The sequence below is a fragment of the Halomonas sp. HK25 genome, assembly GCF_047795635.1.
GTDB lineage: Bacteria > Pseudomonadota > Gammaproteobacteria > Pseudomonadales > Halomonadaceae > Halomonas.
In genome coordinates this window covers 1,404,063-1,425,610 of record NZ_CP181044.1, presented here as the reverse complement: position 1 = coordinate 1,425,610, position 21,548 = coordinate 1,404,063, and the positions used below count along the sequence as shown (strand labels likewise).

General features: G+C 64.9%; 17 protein-coding genes. 6 read left to right on the top strand and 11 right to left on the bottom strand.

Going from position 1 to position 21,548, the window contains the following annotated elements; translation table 11 throughout:
• Positions 1-66 precede the first annotated feature (66 nt).
• The gene (locus ACM26W_RS06865; RefSeq protein WP_416140088.1) at positions 67-2,007 is read left to right on the top strand and encodes an exoribonuclease II; all 1,941 of its coding nucleotides are present in this window, start codon (positions 67-69) and stop codon (positions 2,005-2,007) included.
• Between the two features lie 103 nt (positions 2,008-2,110).
• On the opposite strand, the gene ACM26W_RS06860 is transcribed toward ACM26W_RS06865, so the two are convergent.
• Positions 2,111-3,436, bottom strand: a complete 1,326-nt coding sequence (locus ACM26W_RS06860) for an alpha/beta hydrolase family esterase (RefSeq protein WP_416140087.1) — start codon at positions 3,434-3,436, stop codon at positions 2,111-2,113.
• A gap of 23 nt (positions 3,437-3,459) precedes the next feature.
• A complete protein-coding gene (locus tag ACM26W_RS06855; RefSeq protein WP_416140086.1) occupies positions 3,460-3,876 on the bottom strand; it encodes a CopG family transcriptional regulator in 417 nt (138 codons plus the stop codon).
• Positions 3,877-4,282: 406 nt separating this feature from the next.
• On the opposite strand from ACM26W_RS06855, the gene siaA reads away from it, so the two are divergent.
• The 4 genes from siaA to siaD are packed head-to-tail and all read left to right on the top strand — an operon-like array spanning position 4,283 to position 8,063.
• Entirely contained in the window at positions 4,283-6,334 is a 2,052-nt protein-coding gene (siaA, locus tag ACM26W_RS06850) for a biofilm regulation protein phosphatase SiaA (RefSeq protein WP_416140085.1), read from the top strand.
• 9 nt (positions 6,335-6,343) lie between these two features.
• Positions 6,344-6,877 carry a biofilm regulation protein kinase SiaB gene (siaB, locus tag ACM26W_RS06845; protein ID WP_416140084.1) on the top strand — a complete coding sequence of 178 codons (534 nt, stop codon included), beginning with the start codon at positions 6,344-6,346 and terminating at the stop codon, positions 6,875-6,877.
• The gene (siaC, locus tag ACM26W_RS06840) at positions 6,877-7,284 is read left to right on the top strand and encodes a biofilm regulation phosphoprotein SiaC (RefSeq protein ID WP_416140083.1); all 408 of its coding nucleotides are present in this window, start codon (positions 6,877-6,879) and stop codon (positions 7,282-7,284) included. Before siaB ends, siaC begins: the two co-directional genes overlap by 1 nt.
• Positions 7,281-8,063, top strand: coding sequence for a biofilm regulation diguanylate cyclase SiaD (gene siaD / locus ACM26W_RS06835; RefSeq protein ID WP_416140082.1), 783 nt, complete (start codon positions 7,281-7,283; stop codon positions 8,061-8,063). Before siaC ends, siaD begins: the two co-directional genes overlap by 4 nt.
• A 99-nt stretch (positions 8,064-8,162) precedes the next feature.
• Here the strand turns inward: siaD and sucD are convergent, their stop codons facing one another.
• From sucD to sdhC, 9 genes are all read right to left on the bottom strand, one after another.
• Positions 8,163-9,035, bottom strand: a complete 873-nt coding sequence (gene sucD, locus ACM26W_RS06830) for a succinate--CoA ligase subunit alpha (RefSeq protein WP_416140081.1) — start codon at positions 9,033-9,035, stop codon at positions 8,163-8,165.
• Positions 9,035-10,201 carry an ADP-forming succinate--CoA ligase subunit beta gene (gene sucC / locus ACM26W_RS06825; protein WP_416140080.1) on the bottom strand — a complete coding sequence of 389 codons (1,167 nt, stop codon included), beginning with the start codon at positions 10,199-10,201 and terminating at the stop codon, positions 9,035-9,037. Before sucC ends, sucD begins: the two co-directional genes overlap by 1 nt.
• Positions 10,202-10,340: 139 nt before the next feature.
• Positions 10,341-11,780 (bottom strand): dihydrolipoyl dehydrogenase, encoded by a 1,440-nt coding sequence (gene lpdA, locus ACM26W_RS06820; protein ID WP_416140079.1) that lies wholly within the window; start codon positions 11,778-11,780, stop codon positions 10,341-10,343.
• Between the two features lie 63 nt (positions 11,781-11,843).
• Positions 11,844-13,394, bottom strand: a complete 1,551-nt coding sequence (odhB, locus tag ACM26W_RS06815; RefSeq protein WP_416140078.1) for a 2-oxoglutarate dehydrogenase complex dihydrolipoyllysine-residue succinyltransferase — start codon at positions 13,392-13,394, stop codon at positions 11,844-11,846.
• A 42-nt stretch (positions 13,395-13,436) separates the two neighbouring features.
• A complete protein-coding gene (locus tag ACM26W_RS06810; RefSeq protein WP_416140077.1) occupies positions 13,437-16,271 on the bottom strand; it encodes a 2-oxoglutarate dehydrogenase E1 component in 2,835 nt (944 codons plus the stop codon).
• A 262-nt stretch (positions 16,272-16,533) separates the two neighbouring features.
• Entirely contained in the window at positions 16,534-17,238 is a 705-nt protein-coding gene (locus tag ACM26W_RS06805; protein WP_416140076.1) for a succinate dehydrogenase iron-sulfur subunit, read from the bottom strand.
• A gap of 26 nt (positions 17,239-17,264) precedes the next feature.
• On the bottom strand, positions 17,265-19,037 hold the full coding sequence (gene sdhA / locus ACM26W_RS06800) for a succinate dehydrogenase flavoprotein subunit (protein ID WP_416140075.1): 1,773 nt from the start codon (positions 19,035-19,037) through the stop codon (positions 17,265-17,267).
• A gap of 3 nt (positions 19,038-19,040) precedes the next feature.
• Positions 19,041-19,388: a succinate dehydrogenase, hydrophobic membrane anchor protein gene (gene sdhD / locus ACM26W_RS06795; protein ID WP_416140074.1), complete on the bottom strand. Its 348-nt coding sequence runs from the start codon at positions 19,386-19,388 to the stop codon at positions 19,041-19,043.
• A complete protein-coding gene (gene sdhC, locus ACM26W_RS06790) occupies positions 19,382-19,759 on the bottom strand; it encodes a succinate dehydrogenase, cytochrome b556 subunit (protein WP_416140073.1) in 378 nt (125 codons plus the stop codon). The genes sdhD and sdhC overlap by 7 nt, the downstream gene beginning before the upstream one ends.
• Before the next feature lie 451 nt (positions 19,760-20,210).
• Between sdhC and gltA the strand changes: the two genes are divergently transcribed.
• On the top strand, positions 20,211-21,506 hold the full coding sequence (gene gltA / locus ACM26W_RS06785; protein WP_416140072.1) for a citrate synthase: 1,296 nt from the start codon (positions 20,211-20,213) through the stop codon (positions 21,504-21,506).
• Positions 21,507-21,548: the final 42 nt, after the last annotated feature.

Below are 21,548 nucleotides of genomic sequence, written 5' to 3'. Positions count from 1 at the left end.
GGCGTTTGGCGCGCGCCGCGGGAGTCCGTATAGTAGCTCCCCTACCCCCGCCACACGTTCGTGATCATGCTGCAGAACAACGCCCTGCTTGCCCAACTCAAGCAACAGATTCGCTCCAGCACCCCCCGCGTCGAGGGGGTGATCAAGGCCACCCAGAAGGGTTTCGGCTTCCTCGAGACCGACGATGGCGACTCCTACTTTGTACCGCCCCCCGCCATGAAGCAGGTACTGCACGGCGATCGCGTCGGAGCGGTCCTTCATGAGGAGGGCGACAAGAAGCGCGTCGAACCCGACACCCTTATTGAACAGGGGCTCGACCGCTTCGTCGCCCGCGTGCAGAAGCGCGAGGGCCGGCTGGCCGTGGTGCCCGACCACCCCCTGATCAAGAACGTGCTCAAGGCGCGCATCAAGCGCAGCCTGGAAGAAGACACCATCGGCGACGCCGACTGGATCGTCGCGCGCCTGGTGCGTCACCCCCTCAAGACCGACGATCGCGGCTTCCTCGCCCAGATCGACGAGTTGGTAGCCAAGGCAGACGACCCCGCCGTGCCGTGGCGCGTCACCCTGGCTCGCCACGCTCTGGAGCAGGAGTGCCCGGATGCCGGCGAAGACTGGCCGATGCTTGATGAAGGACTCACCCGCGAGGACCTCAACGCCGAGCCCTTCTTCACCATCGACGGCGAGAAGACCCGCGACATGGACGACGCCCTGCGCATCGTGCACCGCGAGGACGGCGGCTGGGACCTGAGCGTGGCCATCGCCGACCCCACCGCCTACGTGGAAGAGGGGCATGCGGCCGACCTCGAAGCGCGCACCCGGGCCTTCACCGTCTACCTGCCGGGCCAGAACGTCACCATGCTGCCCGAGCAGCTGGCCGACGACCTCTGCTCGCTGTGGGAGAGCAAGGCACGCCCGGTGCTGGCCTGCACCCTCACCGTGCACGCCGACGGCAGCCTGGGTGACTACCGCTTCTTCGCCGCTACCGCGACCTCCCATGCCAAGCTGGCCTACGACCGCATCTCCGACTGGCTGGAGGGCCAGGGCGACTGGGCCCCGGCGCACGAGATCGCCGAGCAGCTCAAGGCGCTGAAGGCCATGACCGAAGCGCGCAGCGCCTGGCGCGCCGAGCACGCCCTGTTGTTCAAGGACAGCCCCGACTTCGTCTTTGACCTGGACGAGGCCGGGAATGTGCTGGACGTGCGCACCGAGGAACGGCGCATCGCCAACCGCATGATCGAGGAGTCGATGATCGCGGCCAACGCCTGCTGCGCCCACCTGCTTGCCGAGCACGTGGGCCACGGCATCTTCAATGTGCACCGCGCCTTCGAACCCGAGAAGGCCGAGGCCGCACAGGAGTTCCTGGCCAGCCAGGACATCCAGGTGGAGCGCGAGCAGCTCACCGAGCTGTCCCGCTACACCGAGCTGAAGCGTGAGCTCGAGGGCCGCGACGACGCCTGGCTCGACGTCCGCCTGCGCCGCTTCCAGGGCTTCACCAGCATGTCGGCGAAGCCCGGCCCGCACTTCGGTTTGGGGCTGACCGCCTACGCCACCTGGACCTCGCCGATCCGCAAGTACGGCGACATGGTCAACCACCGCCTGATCAAGCGGGTGCTCAAGGGCGAGCAGGCCCCGGCCGAGGCCAGCCTGGAGCTTACCGAGCAGCTCACCGAGCGCCGTCGGCTGAACCGCATGGCCGAGCGCGACGTCAAGGACTGGCTCTACGTTCGCTACCTGAGCCCTGCCGCCGAGGCCCAGGAGGCCTTCGACGCCGAGATCATCGCCATCAACCGTGGCGGCATGCGCGTGCGCTTGACGGCCAACGGTGCCACCGCCTTCGTCCCGGCCCCGCTGATGCACAGCGACCGCACCAAGGTGGCGATTGACGACAAGGAAGGACGCATCCAGATCGAGGGCGAAGAGCGCTTCAAGCTGGGCGACCATATCCGCGTGGCGCTGACCGAGGCCCGCGAGGAGACCCGCTCGCTGGTGGGACGCCCCGCGGACTGACCTTTCGGCAACGACAGGCGGCACAGGACGGCGACCCTCGGGTCGCCGTCTTGCGTTGCGGCTGTCGACCTATCGGCTTGACCAAGCGAACCCATGTGGCGCCTCAGCTCGCGCGACTTTCGCCCTGCTGATGGTGATAGAAGAAACGCAGCATTTCCCTAGTGGCGTCGGGACCCTTGGGGTCGGTATAGCTGCCTCTTGGACTACCTCCCGACCAGGCGTGGCCCGCGCCCGTTACCCGCCACTGTTCCAGGCGTGGCTCGCCCTTCACATCGTGATGCGTGGTACGGGTATAGGCATGGCCATTGGCCACCTTCCCCTGCTCCACCGTTACCCTGGCGTGGCTTGTCCCGGGCTTGACTGGCTCGCCCGCTCGTCGCGAGGCGGCATACTGGGCGGCAACGCGATCCGCATTGCTGGGGTGAACGGTCATGTCTTGGTCGCCATGAAAGATGATGGCAGGCACCTCCGACGCCCACCCGAAAGCTCGTGCCGGGCCGCCGCCACCGAGGGGCCCCGAGCCCCCCTTCATCGCCCCCAACGCATCGGGAAGACTCTGGGCCACGCCGTGAGGCAGTCCGGAGTGCACGCCCACCGCCGCATAGAGGTCCGGATAGGTCATCGCCAGTGTCGTTGCCATGGCGCCACCGGCCGATAGCCCGGCGACATAGACCCGGCTCGCATCGAGCCCGTGCGTGGCGATGACCTGACGGGTCATGCCGGCAAGGATCGCCGGCTCACCGCCCTCGCGCTGCTGGTCTTGGGCCTTGAACCAGTTCCAGCATTTCGAACTGTTGGCGGTCATCGGCTGGGCCGGATAGAGCACACAACACAGTTGCTCCTCGGCCAGCCGATTCATGGTGGTCCCGGCAGCGAAGTCATCGGGATCCTGCGTGCAGCCATGCAGCATGACCACCAGCGGTAGTGCCTGCCCGTGATAGCCGCCGGGGAGGTACAGCTTGTAATCGCGCGTGCCGGCATGATGGGTAAAGCAACCAGCGGTAAACGCGCCAGGCTCGGCTGCCTCGTTGATGCCATGTGCCTGCTCGGGCTGCGCCATGGACTCACGCAACAGGCGCCACTTGTCGCGCCAGGCAGAGGGCAGCCCGATATCACCTCCCAGTATATTCCCGGTAGTCGCCTGCCGGGCATGGCCGAACGCCGAGGATGGTGCCGCTCCCGCTGACGGTTCACCGGCCCGTTGCGAACCCGACTCGGCAGAGGCAGGCCTCGACGCCGGCGCCCCCTTGTCAATGACCCGGCAGCTCCCCTCGAAGGTAGTACCCCCGCAGTAGGCGTTATCAGGCGCTTCCTGGCCCCTCTCCTCGGGCATGGCTCCCTGGAGGATGGCCATGGCCTCGTGCAGCTTCCCGGCGCGGGTTAGCCGCGTCGCTTCTTCCATTCTTCGCGTCATGGTGGCGTCGATCATCGTCAATATTCCTATTCAGTGATTCAGTGGATTCGATCCGCCAGGGCAGCCTTGACCGCCGCGCTGGCATGCAGGGCGCCCAACACGACCACCGATTCGATGGTGGCGCGGGCGAGCTCCGGTGATACGTCCTCGGCGATGCGGGCAAGACCCAGCACCTGGATCTGCAGCACCTCTCCGGCGACCTGCAGCGCCTCGAGATCGCTGCGGCTGAAGTCCTGCAGGCCCAGCACGAAGGCCTTGCGCGCCACGGTGTCCTTGACGACTTCCGCATGGGTCGCCAACTGGTTGCGGATCGCTGTACGAATCAGGTCGGTACGGTTGGAGTAGAACCCTTCCTGTACCAGAAGATCGATCTGCCCCAGGTCGACCACCCCCAGGTTGATGGTGATCTTCTCGCTGGAGTCGCCGGTCTTGCGGCGCAGCTCATGCACGCTCATGAGGGATACCTCGTTGGCCCAGGAGGGGAATACCTCGCCTGGTGTTCCAAAACCATCTTTATGGATTCCATATACCATCCATATGGATGGTATAATAGGCCAGTCCGACCAATAGTCAAGACGCGGGCAGACGAAAACGACCCTCCGATGGATGGGCCGTTAGACGGGTGCCGGGAGTGGCGCAACAGGAAACCAACCATCGCGGTGCCCGCCCCCTGCCAGGCAGCGAAGAAGCGGTAGTCGCCCATGCCCGCTTCGCCTGTAGGAGATCACCGCACTCGGAGTGTGGGCAATGTCGGCAATCCCCCCTGCGTTGACGCGCCAGGGGGGCAGGCCATCGCCTCCGACGATTCATTGTGCCAAGGTCAGAAGGGACAGAATCCAGCCTTCATGAGACACGGATGCCATGGCAGCTCGACTCGGCCTACGCGGCAAATCGGTCGGCCTCCTCCTGCTGGCCTGCCTGCTGGCACTCATTCCAGCCGGGCTGATCGGCTGGAAAGCGGTCGTCGAGGTCCGCGATCATTTCGCCGGCGCCTATGCCGAGCAATATACCCTGCTCCAGATGCAGCGGGTGATCACTCCCGTGTCGCGGGAACTCGCCCTGTCGAGGCGCCTTGCCGACTCGATAGTGACCCGCGAATGGCTACTCGCGCCGGAGGACCCGGCCCGCCAGGAGCGATTCCTCGCGGAGGCCGAGGGCTTCCGGCAGCACTTCGCCAGCCGCTCCTATTTCATTATCGATCACGCCTCCGGAGACTATTACCTCGGGGATGGCTCCCGGGATAACAGCGCTGAACCGCGCTACCGTTTGTCACCAGAGGGGTCCGACGATACCTGGTACTTCGATACCATGAGCAGCAGCTCCACCTACGATATCAACGTCAGCGCCGACCAGACCCTCGATCGGGCCATGGTCTGGGTCAACGTCAAGGTGATGGACAACGGCACTCTCCTGGGCCTGACCGGAGGCGGCATCGACCTGCAGCAGTTCATCAGGCGCTTCCTCGGCAACACCCCGGCCGGCATGACCCCGATGCTGATCGACTCCCGTGGCACCCTGCAGGTCCATCCCGACACGGCGCGTCTGGCCCTCGGGGCGGGTCGCAACCCGGTGAAAGCCAATGACAGCCCGCGGATCCAGGCACTGGTCGGCGAGGCCGACCGCGAAACGCTGCGTCGGGCCATGCAAGACGCCATGCGCCGTCCCGGGACCGTGGTGGCTCTGGAGGCCGAACTGGAGGGGGAGCCACGACTGCTGAGCGTGGGCTACCTGCCGGAGCTGCAGTGGCTGCTGGTCACCGCCCTGGACCTGCAGGCCGCCCCGCTTCTCGAGCGCCGCTGGTTCTGGCCCATGATGCTCGCCTTTGGCCTGCTGCTGGCGCTGCTGACGGCCAGCTTCGCCTACAGCACCCACCGCCTGATCCTCACTCCGCTGCAACGGCTGAAACTCTCCGCCCAGGCCATCGCCGAGGGCCACTACCACTCCCGGCTGCCCACCGAGCGCCGGGACGAGATCGGGGACCTGTCGCGAACCTTCTCGCACATGGCGCGTCAGGTGGAGGGCTACACCCGCAACCTGGAAGGCCAGGTCCGCCAGCGCACCCAGGCACTGGAAGAGGCCCATGCGCAGATGGTGTCGGCCCACCGCCAGCTCGAAGCCTCCATCCAGTACGCCAGCATCATTCAGCAGGCCATCCTGCCCGACGACGCCCTCGATCAGCACCTGCGCCATCGCTACGGGGTCCTCTGGAAGCCGCGCGACGTGGTGGGCGGCGACTTCTATGTCTTCCGGGCGACCGAGCGCGGCTACCTGCTGGGCATCGTCGACTGCGCCGGCCACGGCGTGCCGGGCGCCCTGATGACGATGCTTGCCCGCGCCATCATCGACCACGCCCTCGCCCAGGAGGGCGCCGACGATCCAGCGGCCGTGCTGTGCGAAATCGATCGCCAGGGGCGCACGCTGCTGCCCCAGGACCAGCTGCCCGCCTCGATCGCCACCAGCATGGACATGGGCCTGGCCTGGGTCGACCCAACCGCCGGCACCCTGACCTACGCCGGGGCCAAGATCGACCTCCATGCCAGCAACGGCGAGCGACTGGAGATGCTGGCCGGACATCGGCGCGCCCTAGGCCATCGCCGGCCGGCCCGCTATGAGAATCGGGTGGTACCGCTGCGTCACGGCTGGACCTATACCCTGTGCAGCGACGGCTTCCTCGATCAGGCCGGGGGAAGCGACGGCTTCGGCTTCGGCAACCGCCGCTTCCGGTCGCTGCTGCTGGCCCAGGCCAGCCGGCCGCTGGAGGAGCAGATGGCGGCCTTTGAAGCGGCGCTACGCGCCCATCAGGGGGACCTCCCCCAGCGCGACGACATCACCCTGCTGGCCTTCCGCCTGGAGCCGCAGGCTTCCGATGACCCTTTTCCCTTGCCACCCGAGGAGGCAGGCGTCAACCCCTGAGGAGAACCCATGGACCTGCTGAACATGCGGGAAAGCTACCAGCGCGACCGCATCATGCTGTGCTTCAACGGCCCCATCTCGCGTAGCCTGATCGAGGAGATCGGCAAGGCGCTGCGCAACTACCTGGACACCCAGCAGGCGACGCCCTCGGCGGCCATGGATGTCTTCGCCGTCTACATAGAGATGACCCAGAACATTCGCCACTATGCCCGTCGCCATGGCTATGACGATACGCAGGCCTCAGCCACGGTGGCCGTGGCCCAGGACGCCGAGGGGCGCTATCTGGTCTCGGCGGGCAACCTGGTCGAGTTCACCGACGGCGAGCGCCTGGTGCGCGTGATCGAGGCATTGGGGCCACTGGACCGCGCCGAGCTCAAGGCCGCCTACAAACAGCAGCTGCGCCGCCCGCGCGATGCCGAGCGCGAGAGCGGCGCCGGCCTCGGGCTGCTGGACATGGCCCGAAAGGCCTCTCGCCCCCTGCGGGCCTCGCTGCAGGCGTTGCCCGACGGGCAAGGTTTCTTTAGCCTGACCGCTACCATCTGATGGGTACCCTGATCACCATGATTCGTGACCTCGACATTCCCGGAAGCCAATCGACGCCGGCCATCCAGAGCAGCTGGCAGAACGGACGGCTGACCATGCAGGGGGACTCCTACCCCGAAAATTCCTACGAACTCTTCGACCAGGTGGTCGAATGGGTGCGTCGCTTCCTCGCCGAGGAGGCGCGGCCGCTGCACCTATCCCTGGGCCTGGTGTACCTCAACACCAGTTCGGTGAAGGCGATGATGGACATCTTCGACCTGCTGGAGGAGGCCCATGGCGAAGGCCGCGAGGTCGCCGTGGAGTGGTACTACGACCCGCGCAATGAGCGCATCGCCGAGCTGGCCGACGAGTTCCGCGAGGACTGCAACTATCGCTTTGCCATCACCCCGACGACGGCGCCGACATGAACCGCCGGGACGAGCAGGCGCTGCTCGAGCGAGTCGCCACCCTGCTGGCGGACCCGGCCCATTCGGAACACCCGCTCGCTGAGCCTCTGGAGGCCCTCGTCGAACGGTACCGCAGCCAGCAACAGCAGCTGGAGCGGCTGATCAGCATCTCCGACCGCTACCAGCAGCTGGCCCTGGAGGCGCGTCAGGTGACCCAGAAGCGCTACGAAAACAGCCTGCGTCGCCAGCAGAAACTGTCACGCATCTCCGATGGCTACCAGGCGATGATGCGCGAGCGCAACCGGGCGCTTCACCAGGACTCTACCCATGACCCGCTCACCCAACTGGCCAACCGCCGGCTGATCGACGAGCGGCTGCGCCAACTCGAGGCCTCCGGAGGGCACTACACCCTGGCCTTGCTGGACATTGACCGCTTCAAGACCATCAACGACCGCCATGGTCACGACGTCGGCGACCGGCTACTGGTGGCCATCGCCGGCACCATGCGCGAGGTCCTGCGGGATTCCGACCTGTGCGGGCGCTGGGGAGGCGAGGAGTTCATCCTGCTGCTCGCCCAGACTCGAATCGACGAGGCCCGCGCGATCGTCGAGCGGCTGCGGGATCGCGTGTCGGCCGTCACGATCACCAGCTGCGAAACGCAACTCTCGGTGACCCTCAGCGCCGGGATCAGTGAGCATCGCATCGGCGAGCGCCATCTCGCCACCCTGCAGCGCGCCGACCAGGCCCTGCTGGAGGCCAAGCGCAGCGGACGCGACCGCTGCCTGATCGCCGCCCGTTGAGAGCCGCCCGTTGAGAGCCGCCGGCGCCGGCCACAACGCAGGACGGGCACCCCTGAGGGTGCCCGTCCTGTGTTATCGCGCCTGTCGGCAGGAATCGGCTTACCAACCGGTCACTTCCTTCAGGGCATCGCCGATCTCGGCCAGCGAACGCACGGTCTTCACGCCGGCGTCTTCCAGGGCGGCGAACTTCTCGTCCGCGGTGCCCTTGCCACCGGAGATGATGGCGCCCGCGTGGCCCATGCGCTTGCCCGCAGGAGCAGTCACACCGGCGATGTAGGAGACCACCGGTTTGGAGACGTTGGCCTTGATGTAGGCCGCTGCCTCTTCCTCGGCGGTGCCGCCGATCTCGCCGATCATCACGATCGCTTCGGTGGCCGGGTCCTTCTCGAACAGCTCGAGGATGTCGATGAAGTTGGAGCCCGGGATCGGGTCACCGCCGATGCCCACGCAGGTGGACTGACCGAAGCCGTGGTCGGTGGTCTGCTTGACGGCTTCATAGGTCAGGGTGCCGGAACGCGACACGATACCGACCTTGCCCGGCTTGTGGATGTGACCCGGCATGATGCCGATCTTGGTCTCGCCGGGAGTAATCACGCCCGGGCAATTCGGACCGATCAGGCGCACGCCCAGCTCGTCGCACTTCACCTTGACGTCGAGCATATCGAGGGTCGGGATGCCCTCGGTGATGCAGACGATCAGCTTGATGCCGCCATTAGCGGCCTCGAGGATGGAGTCCTTGCAGAACGGGGCCGGCACATAGATCACGCTGGCCTCGGCGCCGGTCTTCTCCACGGCTTCCTTGACGGTGTTGAACACCGGCAGGCCCAGGTGCTCCTGGCCACCCTTGCCCGGCGTCACGCCGCCGACCATCTGGGTACCGTAGGCGATCGCCTGCTCGGAATGGAAGGTCCCCTGGCCGCCGGTGAAGCCCTGGCAGATGACCTTGGTGTTCTTGTCGATCAGGATACTCATTACTTGCCCTCCGCGGCCTTGACGACCTGCTGAGCCGCATCGGTCAGACTGGTAGCAGCGATGATGTTCAGACCACTGGAGGCCAGCTTCTCGGCACCCAGCTCGGCGTTGGTACCTTCCAGACGCACCACGACCGGCACGTTGACGCCCACCTGCTCGACGGCACCGATGATGCCCTCGGCGATCATGTCGCAGCGCACGATGCCGCCGAAGATGTTGACCAGCACCGCCTTGACGTTATCGTCGGAGAGGATCAGCTTGAACGCCTCGGCCACGCGCTCCTTGGTGGCGCCGCCGCCCACGTCAAGGAAATTGGCCGGCGAACCGCCATGAAGGTTGACGATGTCCATGGTGCCCATGGCCAGGCCGGCGCCGTTGACCATGCAGCCGATGTTGCCGTCCAGGGCCACGTAGTTCAGCTCCCACGCGGCCGCCTCGGCCTCGCGAGCGTCTTCCTGGGAAGGATCGCGCATCGCCTGCAGGTCCGGGTGACGGTAGAGGGCATTGCCATCCAGGTTGAGCTTGGCGTCGAGGCAGTGCAGGTTGCCCTCGTCGGTGATCACCAGCGGGTTGATCTCGAGCAGCGCCAGATCCTTGTCGTGGAACAGCTTGGAGAGGCCCAGGAAGATCTTGGTGAACTGCTTCACCTGGTCGCCCTTGAGACCCAGGGCGAAGGCCAGCTCACGCGCCTGGTAGGGCTGCGCGCCGACCAGCGGGTCGATCTCGGCCTTGAGGATCTTCTCGGGGGTCTCCTCGGCAACCTTCTCGATCTCCACGCCGCCTTCGGTGGAAGCCATGAAGACCACGCGGCGGGTGGCGCGATCGACCACGGCGCCCAGGTAGAGCTCCTCGGCGATGTCGGTGCAGTTCTCGACCAGGATCTTGGTCACCGGCTGACCGTTGGCGTCTGTCTGATAGGTCACCAGGTTCTTGCCCAGCCACTGCTCGGCGAAAGCCTTGGCCTCCTCCGGACTCTTGATCAGCTTGACGCCGCCGGCCTTGCCGCGGCCACCGGCGTGGACCTGGGCCTTGACGACCCACTTGTCACCGCCGATCTTCTTGCAGGATTCAGCCGCTTCTTCGGGGGTGTCGACGGCAAAGCCCTTGGACACCGGAAGACCGTAGTCGGCAAACAGCTGTTTGCCCTGATATTCGTGAAGGTTCATCGATTCATGCCATTGGTTGCATGTGACTCGAACGGTGGCCCTGTCTCGCCTGCTGGCGGACACCTCGGACCACCACCGTCCCTTCCGATGCATCGCCGGAAGGGGCGCGCCGCCCGATTGGCGGCGCTCGTTGTGCGACTTACTTGCGCTTCTTGCGATTGGCCATGTGGATGGCGTGGCCATCCACCGCCAGCGCCGCCTCGTGCACGGCCTCGGACATGGTCGGGTGCGCATAGCAGGTCAGCGCCAGATCCTCGGCGCTGGAGCCGAACTCCAGGGCGATGACGCCCTGGGCGATCATCTCGCCGGCGTGCTGGCCGACGATATGCATGCCCAGCACCCGGTCGGTCTCGGCGTCGGCGACAATCTTGGCCTGGCCGTCGGTGGCGTTGTTGGCCATGGCGCGGCCGCTGGCGGCGAACGGGAAGCTACCGACCTTGACCTCGCGGCCCTTGGCCTTGGCCTCCTGCTCGGTGAGGCCCACCCAGGCCACCTCGGGGAAGGTGTAGATGACGCTGGGGATAGCGTCGTAGTTCATCTCGGCCTTGTGGCCGGCGATGATGTCGGCCACCATCATGCCCTCTTCGGACGCCTTGTGGGCCAGCATCGGGCCACGCACGCAATCGCCGATGGCATAGACGCTCGGCACACTGGTGCGGCACTGGTCGTCCACGTGGATGAAGCCGCGCTCGTCCAGGTCGATGCCCAGACCCTCGGCGACGACACCCTTGGTGTAGGGCTTGCGGCCAACGCAGACAATAAGCTTGTCGAAGGTCATCTCCTGCTCACCCTCGGCGTCGGTGTACTTGACGACCACTTCCTGGCCCTTGACCTCGGAGCCGGTGACGCGGGCGCCCAGTTTGATGTCCAGGCCCTGCTTCTTGAGCAGCTTCTGAGTCTCCTTGGCGATGGCGGTGTCCACCATCGGCAGGAAGCTATCCATGGCCTCGAGCATGGTGACCTCGGCGCCCAGACGACTCCACACACTGCCCAACTCCAGACCGATGATTCCCGCGCCGATCACTCCCAGACGCTTGGGCGTCTCCTGGAATTCCAGGGCACCAGTGGAGTCGACCACGATGCCCTCTACCAGCGGGGTCGGCGGAATCTCTACCGGCACGGAGCCGGCTGCAATGACGATGCTGTCGGCCTCAAAGGTGGTGGCCTTGCCATTGAGATCGGTAACTTCGACCTGCTTGGCGCCGGTCACCTTCCCGGTACCCTCGATACCGGTCACGCCGTTGGCCTTGAACAGGCCGGCAATGCCACCGGTGAGGTTCTTCACGATCGTATCCTTGCGGGCGATCATCTTCTTGACGTCCATCTGGACGTCACCGGCCTGAATCCCCATGTCGGCGAAGTCGTGCTTCGCCTCGACGAACTTGTGGGAAGCTTCCAGCAGCGCCTTGGAGGGGATGCAGCCCACGTTGAGGCAGGTACCGCCAAACACGACATTGCCTTCCTTGCCGATCCACTTTTCGACGCAGGCAGTCTTGAGGCCCATCTGCGCGGCACGGATGGCGGCCACGTAGCCGCCGGGGCCCGCGCCGATCACGATCACATCAAACTTGTCAGCCATGTTGGCTCCCTTTGCGTGTCTTCGATTGGGGTGCCGCCGGGATCATCCGGCGGCACGTGCCGCTCAGATATCCAGCAGCAGGCGCGACGGATCCTCGAGCAGCGCCTTGATGGTGACCAGGAACTGCACCGCATCCTTTCCATCGATCATGCGGTGGTCGTAGGAGACCGCCAGATACATCATCGGACGGATCTCGACCTTGCCGTTCACCGCCATGGGACGCTCCTGGATCTTGTGCATGCCCAGGATGGCGGTCTGCGGCGGGTTGATGATCGGCGTGGACATCAGCGAGCCAAAGGTGCCACCGTTGGTGATGGTGAAGGTGCCGCCCTGCATCTCGTCGATGCCCAGCTTGCCGTCACGGGCCCGCTTGCCGAAGTCGACGATGCCCTTCTCCACATCGGCGATCTTCATGCTGTCGGTATCGCGCAGCACCGGGACCACCAAGCCACGGTCGGTGGAGACCGCCACGCCGATGTCCTGATAGCCGTGGTAGACGATGTCGGTGCCATCGATGGAGGCGTTGACGTCCGGGAAGCGCTTGAGGGCCTCGGAGGCCGCCTTGACGAAGAAGCCCATGAAGCCGAGCTTTACGTCGTGGGTCTTGGCGAAGGTGTCCTTGTACTGGGCGCGCAGGGCCATCACCGCGCTCATGTCCACCTCGTTGTAGGTGGTGAGCATGGCGGCGGTCTGCTGGGCCTGGACCAGGCGCTTGGCGATGGTCTGGCGCAGGCGGCTCATCGGCACGCGCTTCTCGGGGCGCTCGCCCTCGACGGCCGGTGCGGCCGCAGCGACCTTGGGGGCACCAGCGGCCGGCTTGGCGGTCTTCTTCGCGGTGCCGTCCTTGACCGCCTTCTGCACGTCTTCCTTGAGGATGCGCCCCCCCTTGCCGGTACCCTGGATGGCGCTGACGTCGAGGTCATGCTCGGCCAGCATCTTGCGGGCCGCCGGGGCGAGGATCTTGTCGCCAACCTTCTCGTCGCCGGCGCCGTCATCGGCGGAGGCAGCCGGGGTCTCGTCGGCGGAGGTGTCGGCGCTGCCGCCGGCGCCCTCGGTGAAGAGCGCCAGCACCGCTTCGGACTCGACCTGACTGCCCTCCTCGGCCCTGATCTCGGTCAGCGCGCCATCGGCCGGTGCCACGACCTCGAGCACCACCTTGTCGGTCTCGATCTCGGCCAGCACCTCATCGCGCTTGACGGCGTCACCGACCTGCTTGTTCCAGCTGGCGACAGTGCCTTCCTGGATGGACTCGGGGAAGGTCGGCGCCTTCACCTCGTGCTGCTTGCCGCCACCCGCGGCGGGCTTGTCGGCCTTGGCGTCGCTCTGCTTGTCCGCCGTGGCGTCGGCCTTCTTGGCCTTGCCGCCGCTTTCGGCCTTGCCCTCGCCGATACGGCCCAGCACCTGCTCGGACTCCACGGTCTCGCCCTCTTCGGCGAGCACCTCGGCGAGCACGCCGGCCTCGGGAGCCAGCACTTCGAGCACCACCTTGTCGGTCTCGATCTCGACGATCAGCTCGTCGCGCTCGACGCTGTCACCGGCCTTCTTGTGCCAGGCGGCCACGCTGCCCTCGGCAACGGATTCCGGAAAGGTTGGGGCCTTGATCTCGGTAGCCATGTCGTTTCCCTTGTCTGTTCTATCTCGTCCCGGTGGCGTGCCTTACAGATTGAAGGCGTCTTCCACCAGCTGGCGCTGCTGTTCGATATGGACGGACATGTAGCCCGCGGCGGGTGCTGCAGAGGCCGGACGCCCGGCGAACTTGAGCGCTCCGCCCAGGTTGGTCTCGAGCATGTCGGCCACGGCCCGCATATGATGCTGGCTCGAATACCAGGCACCCTGGTTGAGGGGCTCCTCCTGGCACCACACCACGTCCTTGACGTTGACGTAGGCCTTGAGCGCCTCGAAGAGCTCCTCCTTGGGGAAGGGGTAGAGCTGCTCGATGCGCACGATAGCGACGTCCTGGCGGTCGTTCTCGTTACGCCAGGTGGCCAGGTCGTAATAGACCTTGCCGGCACACAGGATGATGCGCTCGACCGCCTTCGGGTCGCGGTCGCCCTGATCGGGCAGCACCATCTGGAAGCGACCGGTGGCCAACTCGTCGAGGCTGGAGGTGGCCTCCTTGTGACGCAGCAGGCTCTTGGGCGACATCACCACCAGAGGCTTTCTCACCTTGCGGATCACCTGGCGACGCAGCAGATGGAAGATCTGCGCCGGCGTGGTCGGCACGCAGACCTGCATGTTGTGCTCGGCGCACATCTGCAGGAAGCGTTCCAGGCGCGCCGAGGAGTGCTCGGGGCCCTGGCCCTCGTAGCCATGGGGCAGCAGCATGGTCAACCCGCACAGTCGGCCCCACTTGGTCTCCCCGGAGGAGATGAACTGGTCCACCACTACCTGGGCACCGTTGAAGAAGTCACCGAACTGGGCTTCCCAGATCACCAGGTGGTTGGGTGCCGTGGTGGCATAGCCATACTCGAACGCCAGCACCGCCTCCTCGGAGAGGTAGGAGTCGTGGATGGTGAAGCGCGGTTGGCCGTCGGACATGTACTGTAGCGGCACATAGCTGGAGCCGTCCTTCTGATTGTGCACCACCGCATGACGGTGAGAGAAGGTGCCGCGGCCCACGTCCTGGCCGGTGATGCGCACAGGGTGCCCCTCGTCGAGCAAGGTAGCGTAGGCCAGGGTCTCGGCGAAGCCCCAGTTCAGCGCCATGCCGCCGGCCTGCATCTTGCGACGATCTTCATAGATCTTGGCGACCTGACGCTGCACCTCGACCCCGTCGGGGACCTCGCACATCCTGGCGGCCAGGCGCTGGAGGCGCTTCATCTCCACGGCGGTATCGGCATGGCCGGTCCACTCATGACCCAGATAGGGCTTCCAGTCGACGAACAGCGAGGTGTTGGGCTCCTGCACCAGGGCGTTGGCCACGTGGTTGCCGGCCATCAGATCCTCGCGATAGGTCTCGATCATCGCCTTGGCGTCTTCCTCGGAGAGCACGCCCTGCTCGACCAACCTCGCCGCATAGAGCTCGCGGGCGGTCTTCTGTTCGCGGATCTTCTGGTACATCAATGGCTGGGTGCCACTGGGCTCGTCGGCCTCGTTGTGGCCGCGGCGACGGTAGCAGACCAGATCGATCACCACGTCCTTCTTGAACTGCTGGCGGAAATCGAGCGCCACCTGGGTGGCATGCAGCACTGCATCCGCATCGTCGCCGTTGACGTGGAAGATCGGCGCCTGGACCATCTTGGCGATGTCGGTGCAGTACTCGGTGGAGCGAGTATCCAGCGGATTCGAGGTGGTGAAGCCGACCTGGTTGTTGATCACGATGTGGATCGTGCCGCCGGTCTTGTAGGCACGGGTCTGGGACATCTGGAACGTCTCCATGACCACGCCCTGACCGGCGAAGGCCGCGTCGCCATGGACGTTGATCGGCAGCACCTTGGTGCCGTCGTCGTCGTCGCGCCGATCCTGGCGGGCGCGCACCGAGCCCTCGACCACCGGAGAGACGATCTCCAGGTGAGAGGGGTTGAAGGCCAGCGCCAGGTGCACTTCCCCGCCCGGGGTCATGACGTTGGAGCTGAAACCCTGATGGTACTTGACGTCGCCGGAGCCACGTTCGATGACCTTCTTGCCGTCGAACTCATCGATCAGCTCGCCGGGGTTCTTGCCGAGGATGTTGACCAGAAGGTTGAGGCGGCCGCGGTGGGCCATGCCGATCACCATCTCCTTGACGCCATAGCCGCCGCCGCGCTGGATCAACTCGTCCATCATGGGGATGAAGGCTTCGCCGCCCTCCAGACCGAAGCGCTTGGTGCCCGGGTACTTGGACGCCAGGTAGTTCTCCAGTCCCTCGGCCGCGGTCAGCCGCTCGAGCACATGCTGACGCACCTCGTTGCCGAACCTCGGCGCACTGCGCACCGATTCGAAGCGCTGCTGCAGCCAGCGCTTCTCCTCGGTGTCCACGATGTGCATGATCTCGCAGCCAATGGCGCGGCAGTAGGTGTGCTCCAGCGCCTCGACGATATCCTTGAGCGGGGCGCGATCCAGGCCGAGAAAGAAGGAGCCGGTCTGGAACTCGGTGTCCATGTCGCTCTTCGAGAGCTGATGGAAGGAGAGATCGAGATCGGGAACCGGCGTCGGGCTGCGCAGGCCGAGCGGGTCGATATTGGCCTTCTGGTGACCGCGGAAGCGATAAGCGTTGATCAGCTGGAGAACCTTGACCTGCTTCTTGTTCTCTTCACCGTCGGCAACAGCGGGGGCCAGGGCGGTGCGGCGAGCGCGGCCCAACTGGTAGAACTGGTCGCGTACCGGGGCAAGCGGGACGTCTTGCGAGGGGCTGCCTTCGGGGGCCGGCAACTGGTCGAAGTAGTTGCGCCACTCATCCGGTACAGCGGCGGGATCATCGAGGTACTGCTCGTAGAGCGCTTCCACATAGTGGGCATTGCCGCCACTGACGTGGGAGGAGCGCCACATCAACTCCATTATGCCTTGTTGCATCTCTCGGTCACCCTGCACTGATGGGGTGGTATCGGCGTCACCGCACGCGGGGTGCAGCGACATCGGTGGTGCCCTGCCGGTGGGGCCAAGCTCATTCCGGCGCTAGCGGCCAGCGGCCGAAAGCCTTGAATTCCATGCTCAGGAGCCGGTGCCCTGGGCACCGGCTCCTGACACTACTGTGCCGCCTGGCGGCTGAGACAAGGCGTCGCAGCCGGAAACCGTGGGCCATGATAACAAGCCCCGGGCCACGTTTTAAGTGGCATTAAGTGGCATTGGCCAGCAGCATGTCGCGGATCTTGCCGATCGCGCGGGTGGGGTTCAGCCCTTTCGGGCAGACCGCCACGCAGTTCATGATACCGCGGCAGCGGAACACGGAGAACGGATCCTCCAGTTCGGACAGGCGCTCACGGGTCGCGGTATCGCGGGAGTCGGCAAGGAACCGATAGGACTGCAGCAGACCGGCCGGACCCACGAACTTGTCCGGATTCCACCAGAACGACGGGCAGGAGGTGGAACAGCAGGCGCACAGGATGCACTCGTAGAGACCGTCGAGCTTGTCGCGCTCCTCAGGCGACTGCAGGCGCTCGATGGCCGGTGCCGGGGTGTCGTTCTGCAGGTACGGCTGAATACGCTCGTACTGCTTGTAGAACAGCCCCATATCGACCACCAGGTCACGGATGACCGGCAGGCCCGGCAGCGGACGCAGCGCCAGCTTGCCGTTCTTCACCACCTCGGAGAGCGGGGTGATACAGGCCAGACCGTTCTTGCCGTTCATGTTCATGCCGTCGGAACCGCACACGCCTTCGCGGCAACTGCGGCGGAAGGCCAGGCCGTTATCCTGCTCCTTCATCAGGTGCAGGACGTCCAGCACCATGATGTCACGGCCCTGGGTGTCAACCTGGAACTCCTGCATGTACGGCGCGGAGTCGGTTTCCGGGTTGTAACGATAGATGGATACCTGAAGCATCTTGACTCACCCTCGTGATAGCGGAGTTAGTAGGTGCGGACTTTCGGCTCGAAGGTGTCGACGGTCTTGGGCGTGAAGTTGACGTCGCGCTTCGCGAGCCGCTTGTCGGCCGGAAAGTAGAGCGAGTGCTTCAGCCAGTTGACGTCGTCACGGTCCGGATAGTCGTAGCGGGAATGCGCGCCACGGCTCTCCTTGCGCTCCAGGGCCGAGATGGCGGTGGCTTCGGCCACTTCCATCAGGTTATCCAGCTCCAGGGCCTCGACGCGAGCGGTGTTGAAGGCGTTGGTCTTGTCCGGCAGGTAGGCGTTGGCGATGCGCTCGCGCAGTTCGGCCAGCTGCTTGACACCCTTCTGCATGTTCTCTTCCTCGCGGAACACGCCGAAGGAGTTCTGCATGATGCTCTGCAGGGCACGCTTCAGCTCCGGCACGGTCTCGCCGCCCTCGGACTCGTTCCAGCGGTTCATGCGCTTCATGGCCGATTCGATGTCGGACTCGGAGGCATCGAGATACTCGATGCCCTCGTTGAGCGCACCCTCGATAAACATGCCGGCCGCACGACCGAAGACCACCAGGTCGAGCAGCGAGTTGCCGCCCAGGCGGTTGGCGCCGTGGACCGAGACGCAGGCCGCCTCGCCACAGGCGAACAGGCCGTTGACGATATGGTCGTTGCCGTCGGCATCCTGCATGATCGCCTGGCCATGCACGTTGGTCGGGATCCCGCCCATCATGTAGTGGCAGGTCGGCACCACCGGGATCGGTTCCTTGGCCGGATCGACGTGGGCGAAGGTCTTGGAGAGCTCCACGATGCCGGGCAGACGCTTGCCGAGCACTTCCTCGCCCAAGTGGTCCAGCTTGAGGAACACGTGGTCGCCGTGCTCGCCGCAACCGCGGCCCTCGAGGATCTCCATGACCATGGAGCGCGCGACCACGTCGCGACCGGCCAGGTCCTTGGCGTTGGGCGCGTAACGCTCCATGAAGCGTTCGCCGTCCTTGTTCACCAGGTAGCCACCCTCGCCGCGGCAGCCCTCGGTCACCAGGGTGCCGGCACCGTAGATCCCGGTCGGGTGGAATTGCCACATCTCCATGTCCTGCATCGGGAAGCCGGCGCGCAGGGCCATGCCGATGCCGTCGCCGGTGTTGATCAGGGCGTTGGTGGTGGAGGCATAGATGCGACCGGCACCGCCGGTGGCCAGCACGGTGGCCTTGGACTTGACGTGGACGACCTCGCCGGTCTCGATGTCCATGGCGATACAGCCCACCACGTCACCGTTGGCGTTCTTGACCAGGTCAACCGCATACCATTCGTTGAGGAAGGTAGTGTTGTTCTTCAGGTTGTTCTGATAAAGGGTGTGCAGCAGGGCGTGGCCGGTCCGGTCCGCCGCGGCACAGGTGCGAGCCGCCTGGCCGCCGGCGCCGAAGTCCTTGGACTGACCGCCGAACGGACGCTGATAGATGCGGCCGTTATCGAAGCGGGAGAACGGCAGGCCCATGTGCTCGAGTTCGAACACTGCCTTGGGGCCCTCGGAGCACATGTACTCGGCCGCGTCCTGGTCGGCGATGTAGTCGCCCCCCTTGACGGTGTCGTACATGTGCCAGCGCCAGTCGTCATCGGGGTCGGCGGAGGCGATGGCACAGGTGATGCCGCCCTGGGCGGAGACGGTATGGGAGCGGGTCGGAAAGACCTTGGACAGCACGGCGGTCTTCTTGCCGGACTTGGCCAGCTCGAGAGCGGCACGCAGGCCGGCACCGCCACCGCCGATGATGATGGCGTCGAAAGAAAGGCTACGCATGTTGGACATGTATCAAGCTCCCCACAGAATCTGAATGCCCCAGACCAGGAACACGAAGATGGCCAGGATGATGACGGTCTGGGCGCCGAGGCGAATGCCGGTCGGCTTGAGGTAGTCGGTGGTCACGGTCCACAGGCCGACCCAAGCGTGGGCAGCCAGGGACACGAAGGCCAGCAGAGAGAAGATGCGCATCCAGGTCTGGGCGAACAGGCCACTCCAGGTGGCGTAGTCGAGGCCCGGATTGAACAGCAGATAAAGAACGATAAAGAGGGTGTAAAGGGCCAGGATGACCGCCGACACGCGCTGGATGAGCCAGTCGGACAGGCCGCTGCGGCCAAAATTGGTGATGTTGGTTACCATACCCAGACTCCCGCCAGAATGATCAGGACCGCACTCACCACCACGGTGATCTGTGCTTTCTTGTGGCCGCCCTCGAGGGTCACACCGATGTCCATATCCATCACCAGGTGCTTGATGCCGGCCACAAAGTGGAAGGCCAGCGCCGAGAGCAGACCCCAGGCGATCAGCTTAACCAGGAAGTTGTTGGCCAGGGCATCATTGACGGCGGCGAAGCCCGCCGGGGACGAAAGCGACTTGCTGAGTGCCCAGAAGGCGAAGATCAGGCCGACGAACAAGATCACGCCGGTGATGCGGTGGGTGATGGAGGTCAGGGCGGGAAGTGGGAACTGTATCGTGGACAGATCCAGATTTACGGGTCGTTTGCTATTCACGGCTCTCTACACACTCTCTGTGGCCCACTTGACGACAGGACGGGCAGGTCCCGAGCGGGCGGTGGTTTCGGGAAGTAGCGGCGCTTGCCGTGATGCAGGGCAAGACCGCCTGTTCCTGCCAGTCGCGCGGGGTGGATTATAGGGACATGGCCGGGCCATGACAAACGAAGCGACGGCTAACTAGACCATGGTGCAAAGGCCGCCGCCTCCCCGACCACGCCATTCTGGAGCCACTCCGTCGCGCGTCCGCACAGGAATGGTGCACAGCACCATTTATTATACAACACTCTTACCTAAAGCGAGACAATGCACAGCACCCGGGTCGCCATGGGCTAATTGACAATCGCTGGAACGCTTCTATAGTGGGCGAACCTTTTCGCCGGCAATTGCTGCGAACTCGCTAGTGAAATAACGACTTATTGCCCTAACACGAACTCGATAGGAGGCCTCCATGGCTGACAGGAAAGCGACGCTGACGGTAGACGGTCTGGACAAGACGATCGAACTGCCTGTCTATTCGGGCACCCTGGGCCCGGATGTGATCGACGTGCGCGGGCTGGGTGCCGAAGGCCTGTTCACCTATGACCCCGGCTTCATGGCCACCTCCTCCTGCCAGTCCGCCATCACCTATATCGATGGCGGCCAGGGCGTGCTGCTCCATCGCGGCTACCCGATCGACCAGCTGGCCAAGGAATCCAACTTCGTCGAGATGTGCTACCTGCTGCTGTTCGGTGAGCTCCCGGACGACGCTCAGTACGCCGACTTCGAGTCGCGGGTCCGAAACCACACCATGGTCCACGACCAGATCAACAACTTCTTCAAGGGCTTCCGCCGTGACGCCCACCCGATGTCCATCCTGTGCGGTGTCGTGGGTGGGCTGGCCGCCTTCTACCATGACCACATGGACATCAACGTGGAGGAGGACCGCGTCATCAGCGCCGTCCGCCTGATCGCCAAGATGCCGACCATCGCCGCGATGTCCTACAAGTACAACGTCGGCCAGCCGTTCAACTATCCGCGCAACGACCTGAACTATGCAGAGAACTTTCTCTACATGCTGTTCAGCACCCCGTGCGAGGAGTACAAGATCAACCCGGTCTACGCCAAGGCCATGGATCGCATCTTCATGCTGCACGCCGACCACGAGCAGAACGCCTCCACCTCCACGGTGCGCCTGGCAGGCTCAACCGGCGCCAACCCCTTTGCCTGCATCAGCGCCGGTATCGCGGCCTTGTGGGGCCCGGCCCACGGCGGCGCCAACGAGGCGGTGCTCAAGATGCTCGACGAGATCGGCGACGACTCCGAAGAGAACATCCAGCGCTTCATCGACAAGGCCAAGGACAAGGACGACCCGTTCAAGCTGATGGGCTTCGGCCACCGCGTCTATCGCAACTTCGATCCTCGCGCCAAGGTCATGAAGGAGACCTGCGACGAGGTGCTGGCCGAACTGGGCCTCGCCGATGACCCGCAGCTCAAGATTGCCAAGCGCCTGGAGCAGATCGCCCTCGAGGACGAGTACTTCGTCCAACGAAAGCTCTACCCCAACGTCGACTTCTACTCCGGCATCATCCTCAAGGCCATGGGCATCCCCACCAACATGTTCACCGTGATCTTCGCGGTGTCCCGCACCATCGGCTGGATCTCCCACTGGCACGAGATGGTCAGCGACAGCTACAAGATCGGCCGCCCGCGTCAACTCTATACCGGCCACACCCAACGCGACTATCCTGCCGGGTCTGCCAAGTAAGCAGCCGGCAGAGGTGGCCAAGGCCGCATGCGCCACCCTTCA

Bases quoted from the DNA above. Each gene is read 5' to 3' on its own strand.
- ACM26W_RS06805 (WP_416140076.1), bottom strand. From the start codon at position 17,238: ATGCTTCAGGTATCCATCTATCGTTACAACCCGGAAACCGACTCCGCG.
- siaC (WP_416140083.1), top strand. From the start codon at position 6,877: ATGGGTACCCTGATCACCATGATTCGTGACCTCGACATTCCCGGAAGC.
- sucD (WP_416140081.1), bottom strand. From the start codon at position 9,035: ATGAGTATCCTGATCGACAAGAACACCAAGGTCATCTGCCAGGGCTTC.
- sucC (WP_416140080.1), bottom strand. From the start codon at position 10,201: ATGAACCTTCACGAATATCAGGGCAAACAGCTGTTTGCCGACTACGGT.
- sdhA (WP_416140075.1), bottom strand. From the start codon at position 19,037: ATGTCCAACATGCGTAGCCTTTCTTTCGACGCCATCATCATCGGCGGT.
- ACM26W_RS06860 (WP_416140087.1), bottom strand. From the start codon at position 3,436: ATGATCGACGCCACCATGACGCGAAGAATGGAAGAAGCGACGCGGCTA.
- ACM26W_RS06810 (WP_416140077.1), bottom strand. From the start codon at position 16,271: ATGCAACAAGGCATAATGGAGTTGATGTGGCGCTCCTCCCACGTCAGT.
- ACM26W_RS06865 (WP_416140088.1), top strand. From the start codon at position 67: ATGCTGCAGAACAACGCCCTGCTTGCCCAACTCAAGCAACAGATTCGC.
- odhB (WP_416140078.1), bottom strand. From the start codon at position 13,394: ATGGCTACCGAGATCAAGGCCCCAACCTTTCCGGAATCCGTTGCCGAG.
- sdhD (WP_416140074.1), bottom strand. From the start codon at position 19,388: ATGGTAACCAACATCACCAATTTTGGCCGCAGCGGCCTGTCCGACTGG.
- lpdA (WP_416140079.1), bottom strand. From the start codon at position 11,780: ATGGCTGACAAGTTTGATGTGATCGTGATCGGCGCGGGCCCCGGCGGC.
- siaB (WP_416140084.1), top strand. From the start codon at position 6,344: ATGGACCTGCTGAACATGCGGGAAAGCTACCAGCGCGACCGCATCATG.
- gltA (WP_416140072.1), top strand. From the start codon at position 20,211: ATGGCTGACAGGAAAGCGACGCTGACGGTAGACGGTCTGGACAAGACG.
- siaA (WP_416140085.1), top strand. From the start codon at position 4,283: ATGGCAGCTCGACTCGGCCTACGCGGCAAATCGGTCGGCCTCCTCCTG.
- siaD (WP_416140082.1), top strand. From the start codon at position 7,281: ATGAACCGCCGGGACGAGCAGGCGCTGCTCGAGCGAGTCGCCACCCTG.
- ACM26W_RS06855 (WP_416140086.1), bottom strand. From the start codon at position 3,876: ATGAGCGTGCATGAGCTGCGCCGCAAGACCGGCGACTCCAGCGAGAAG.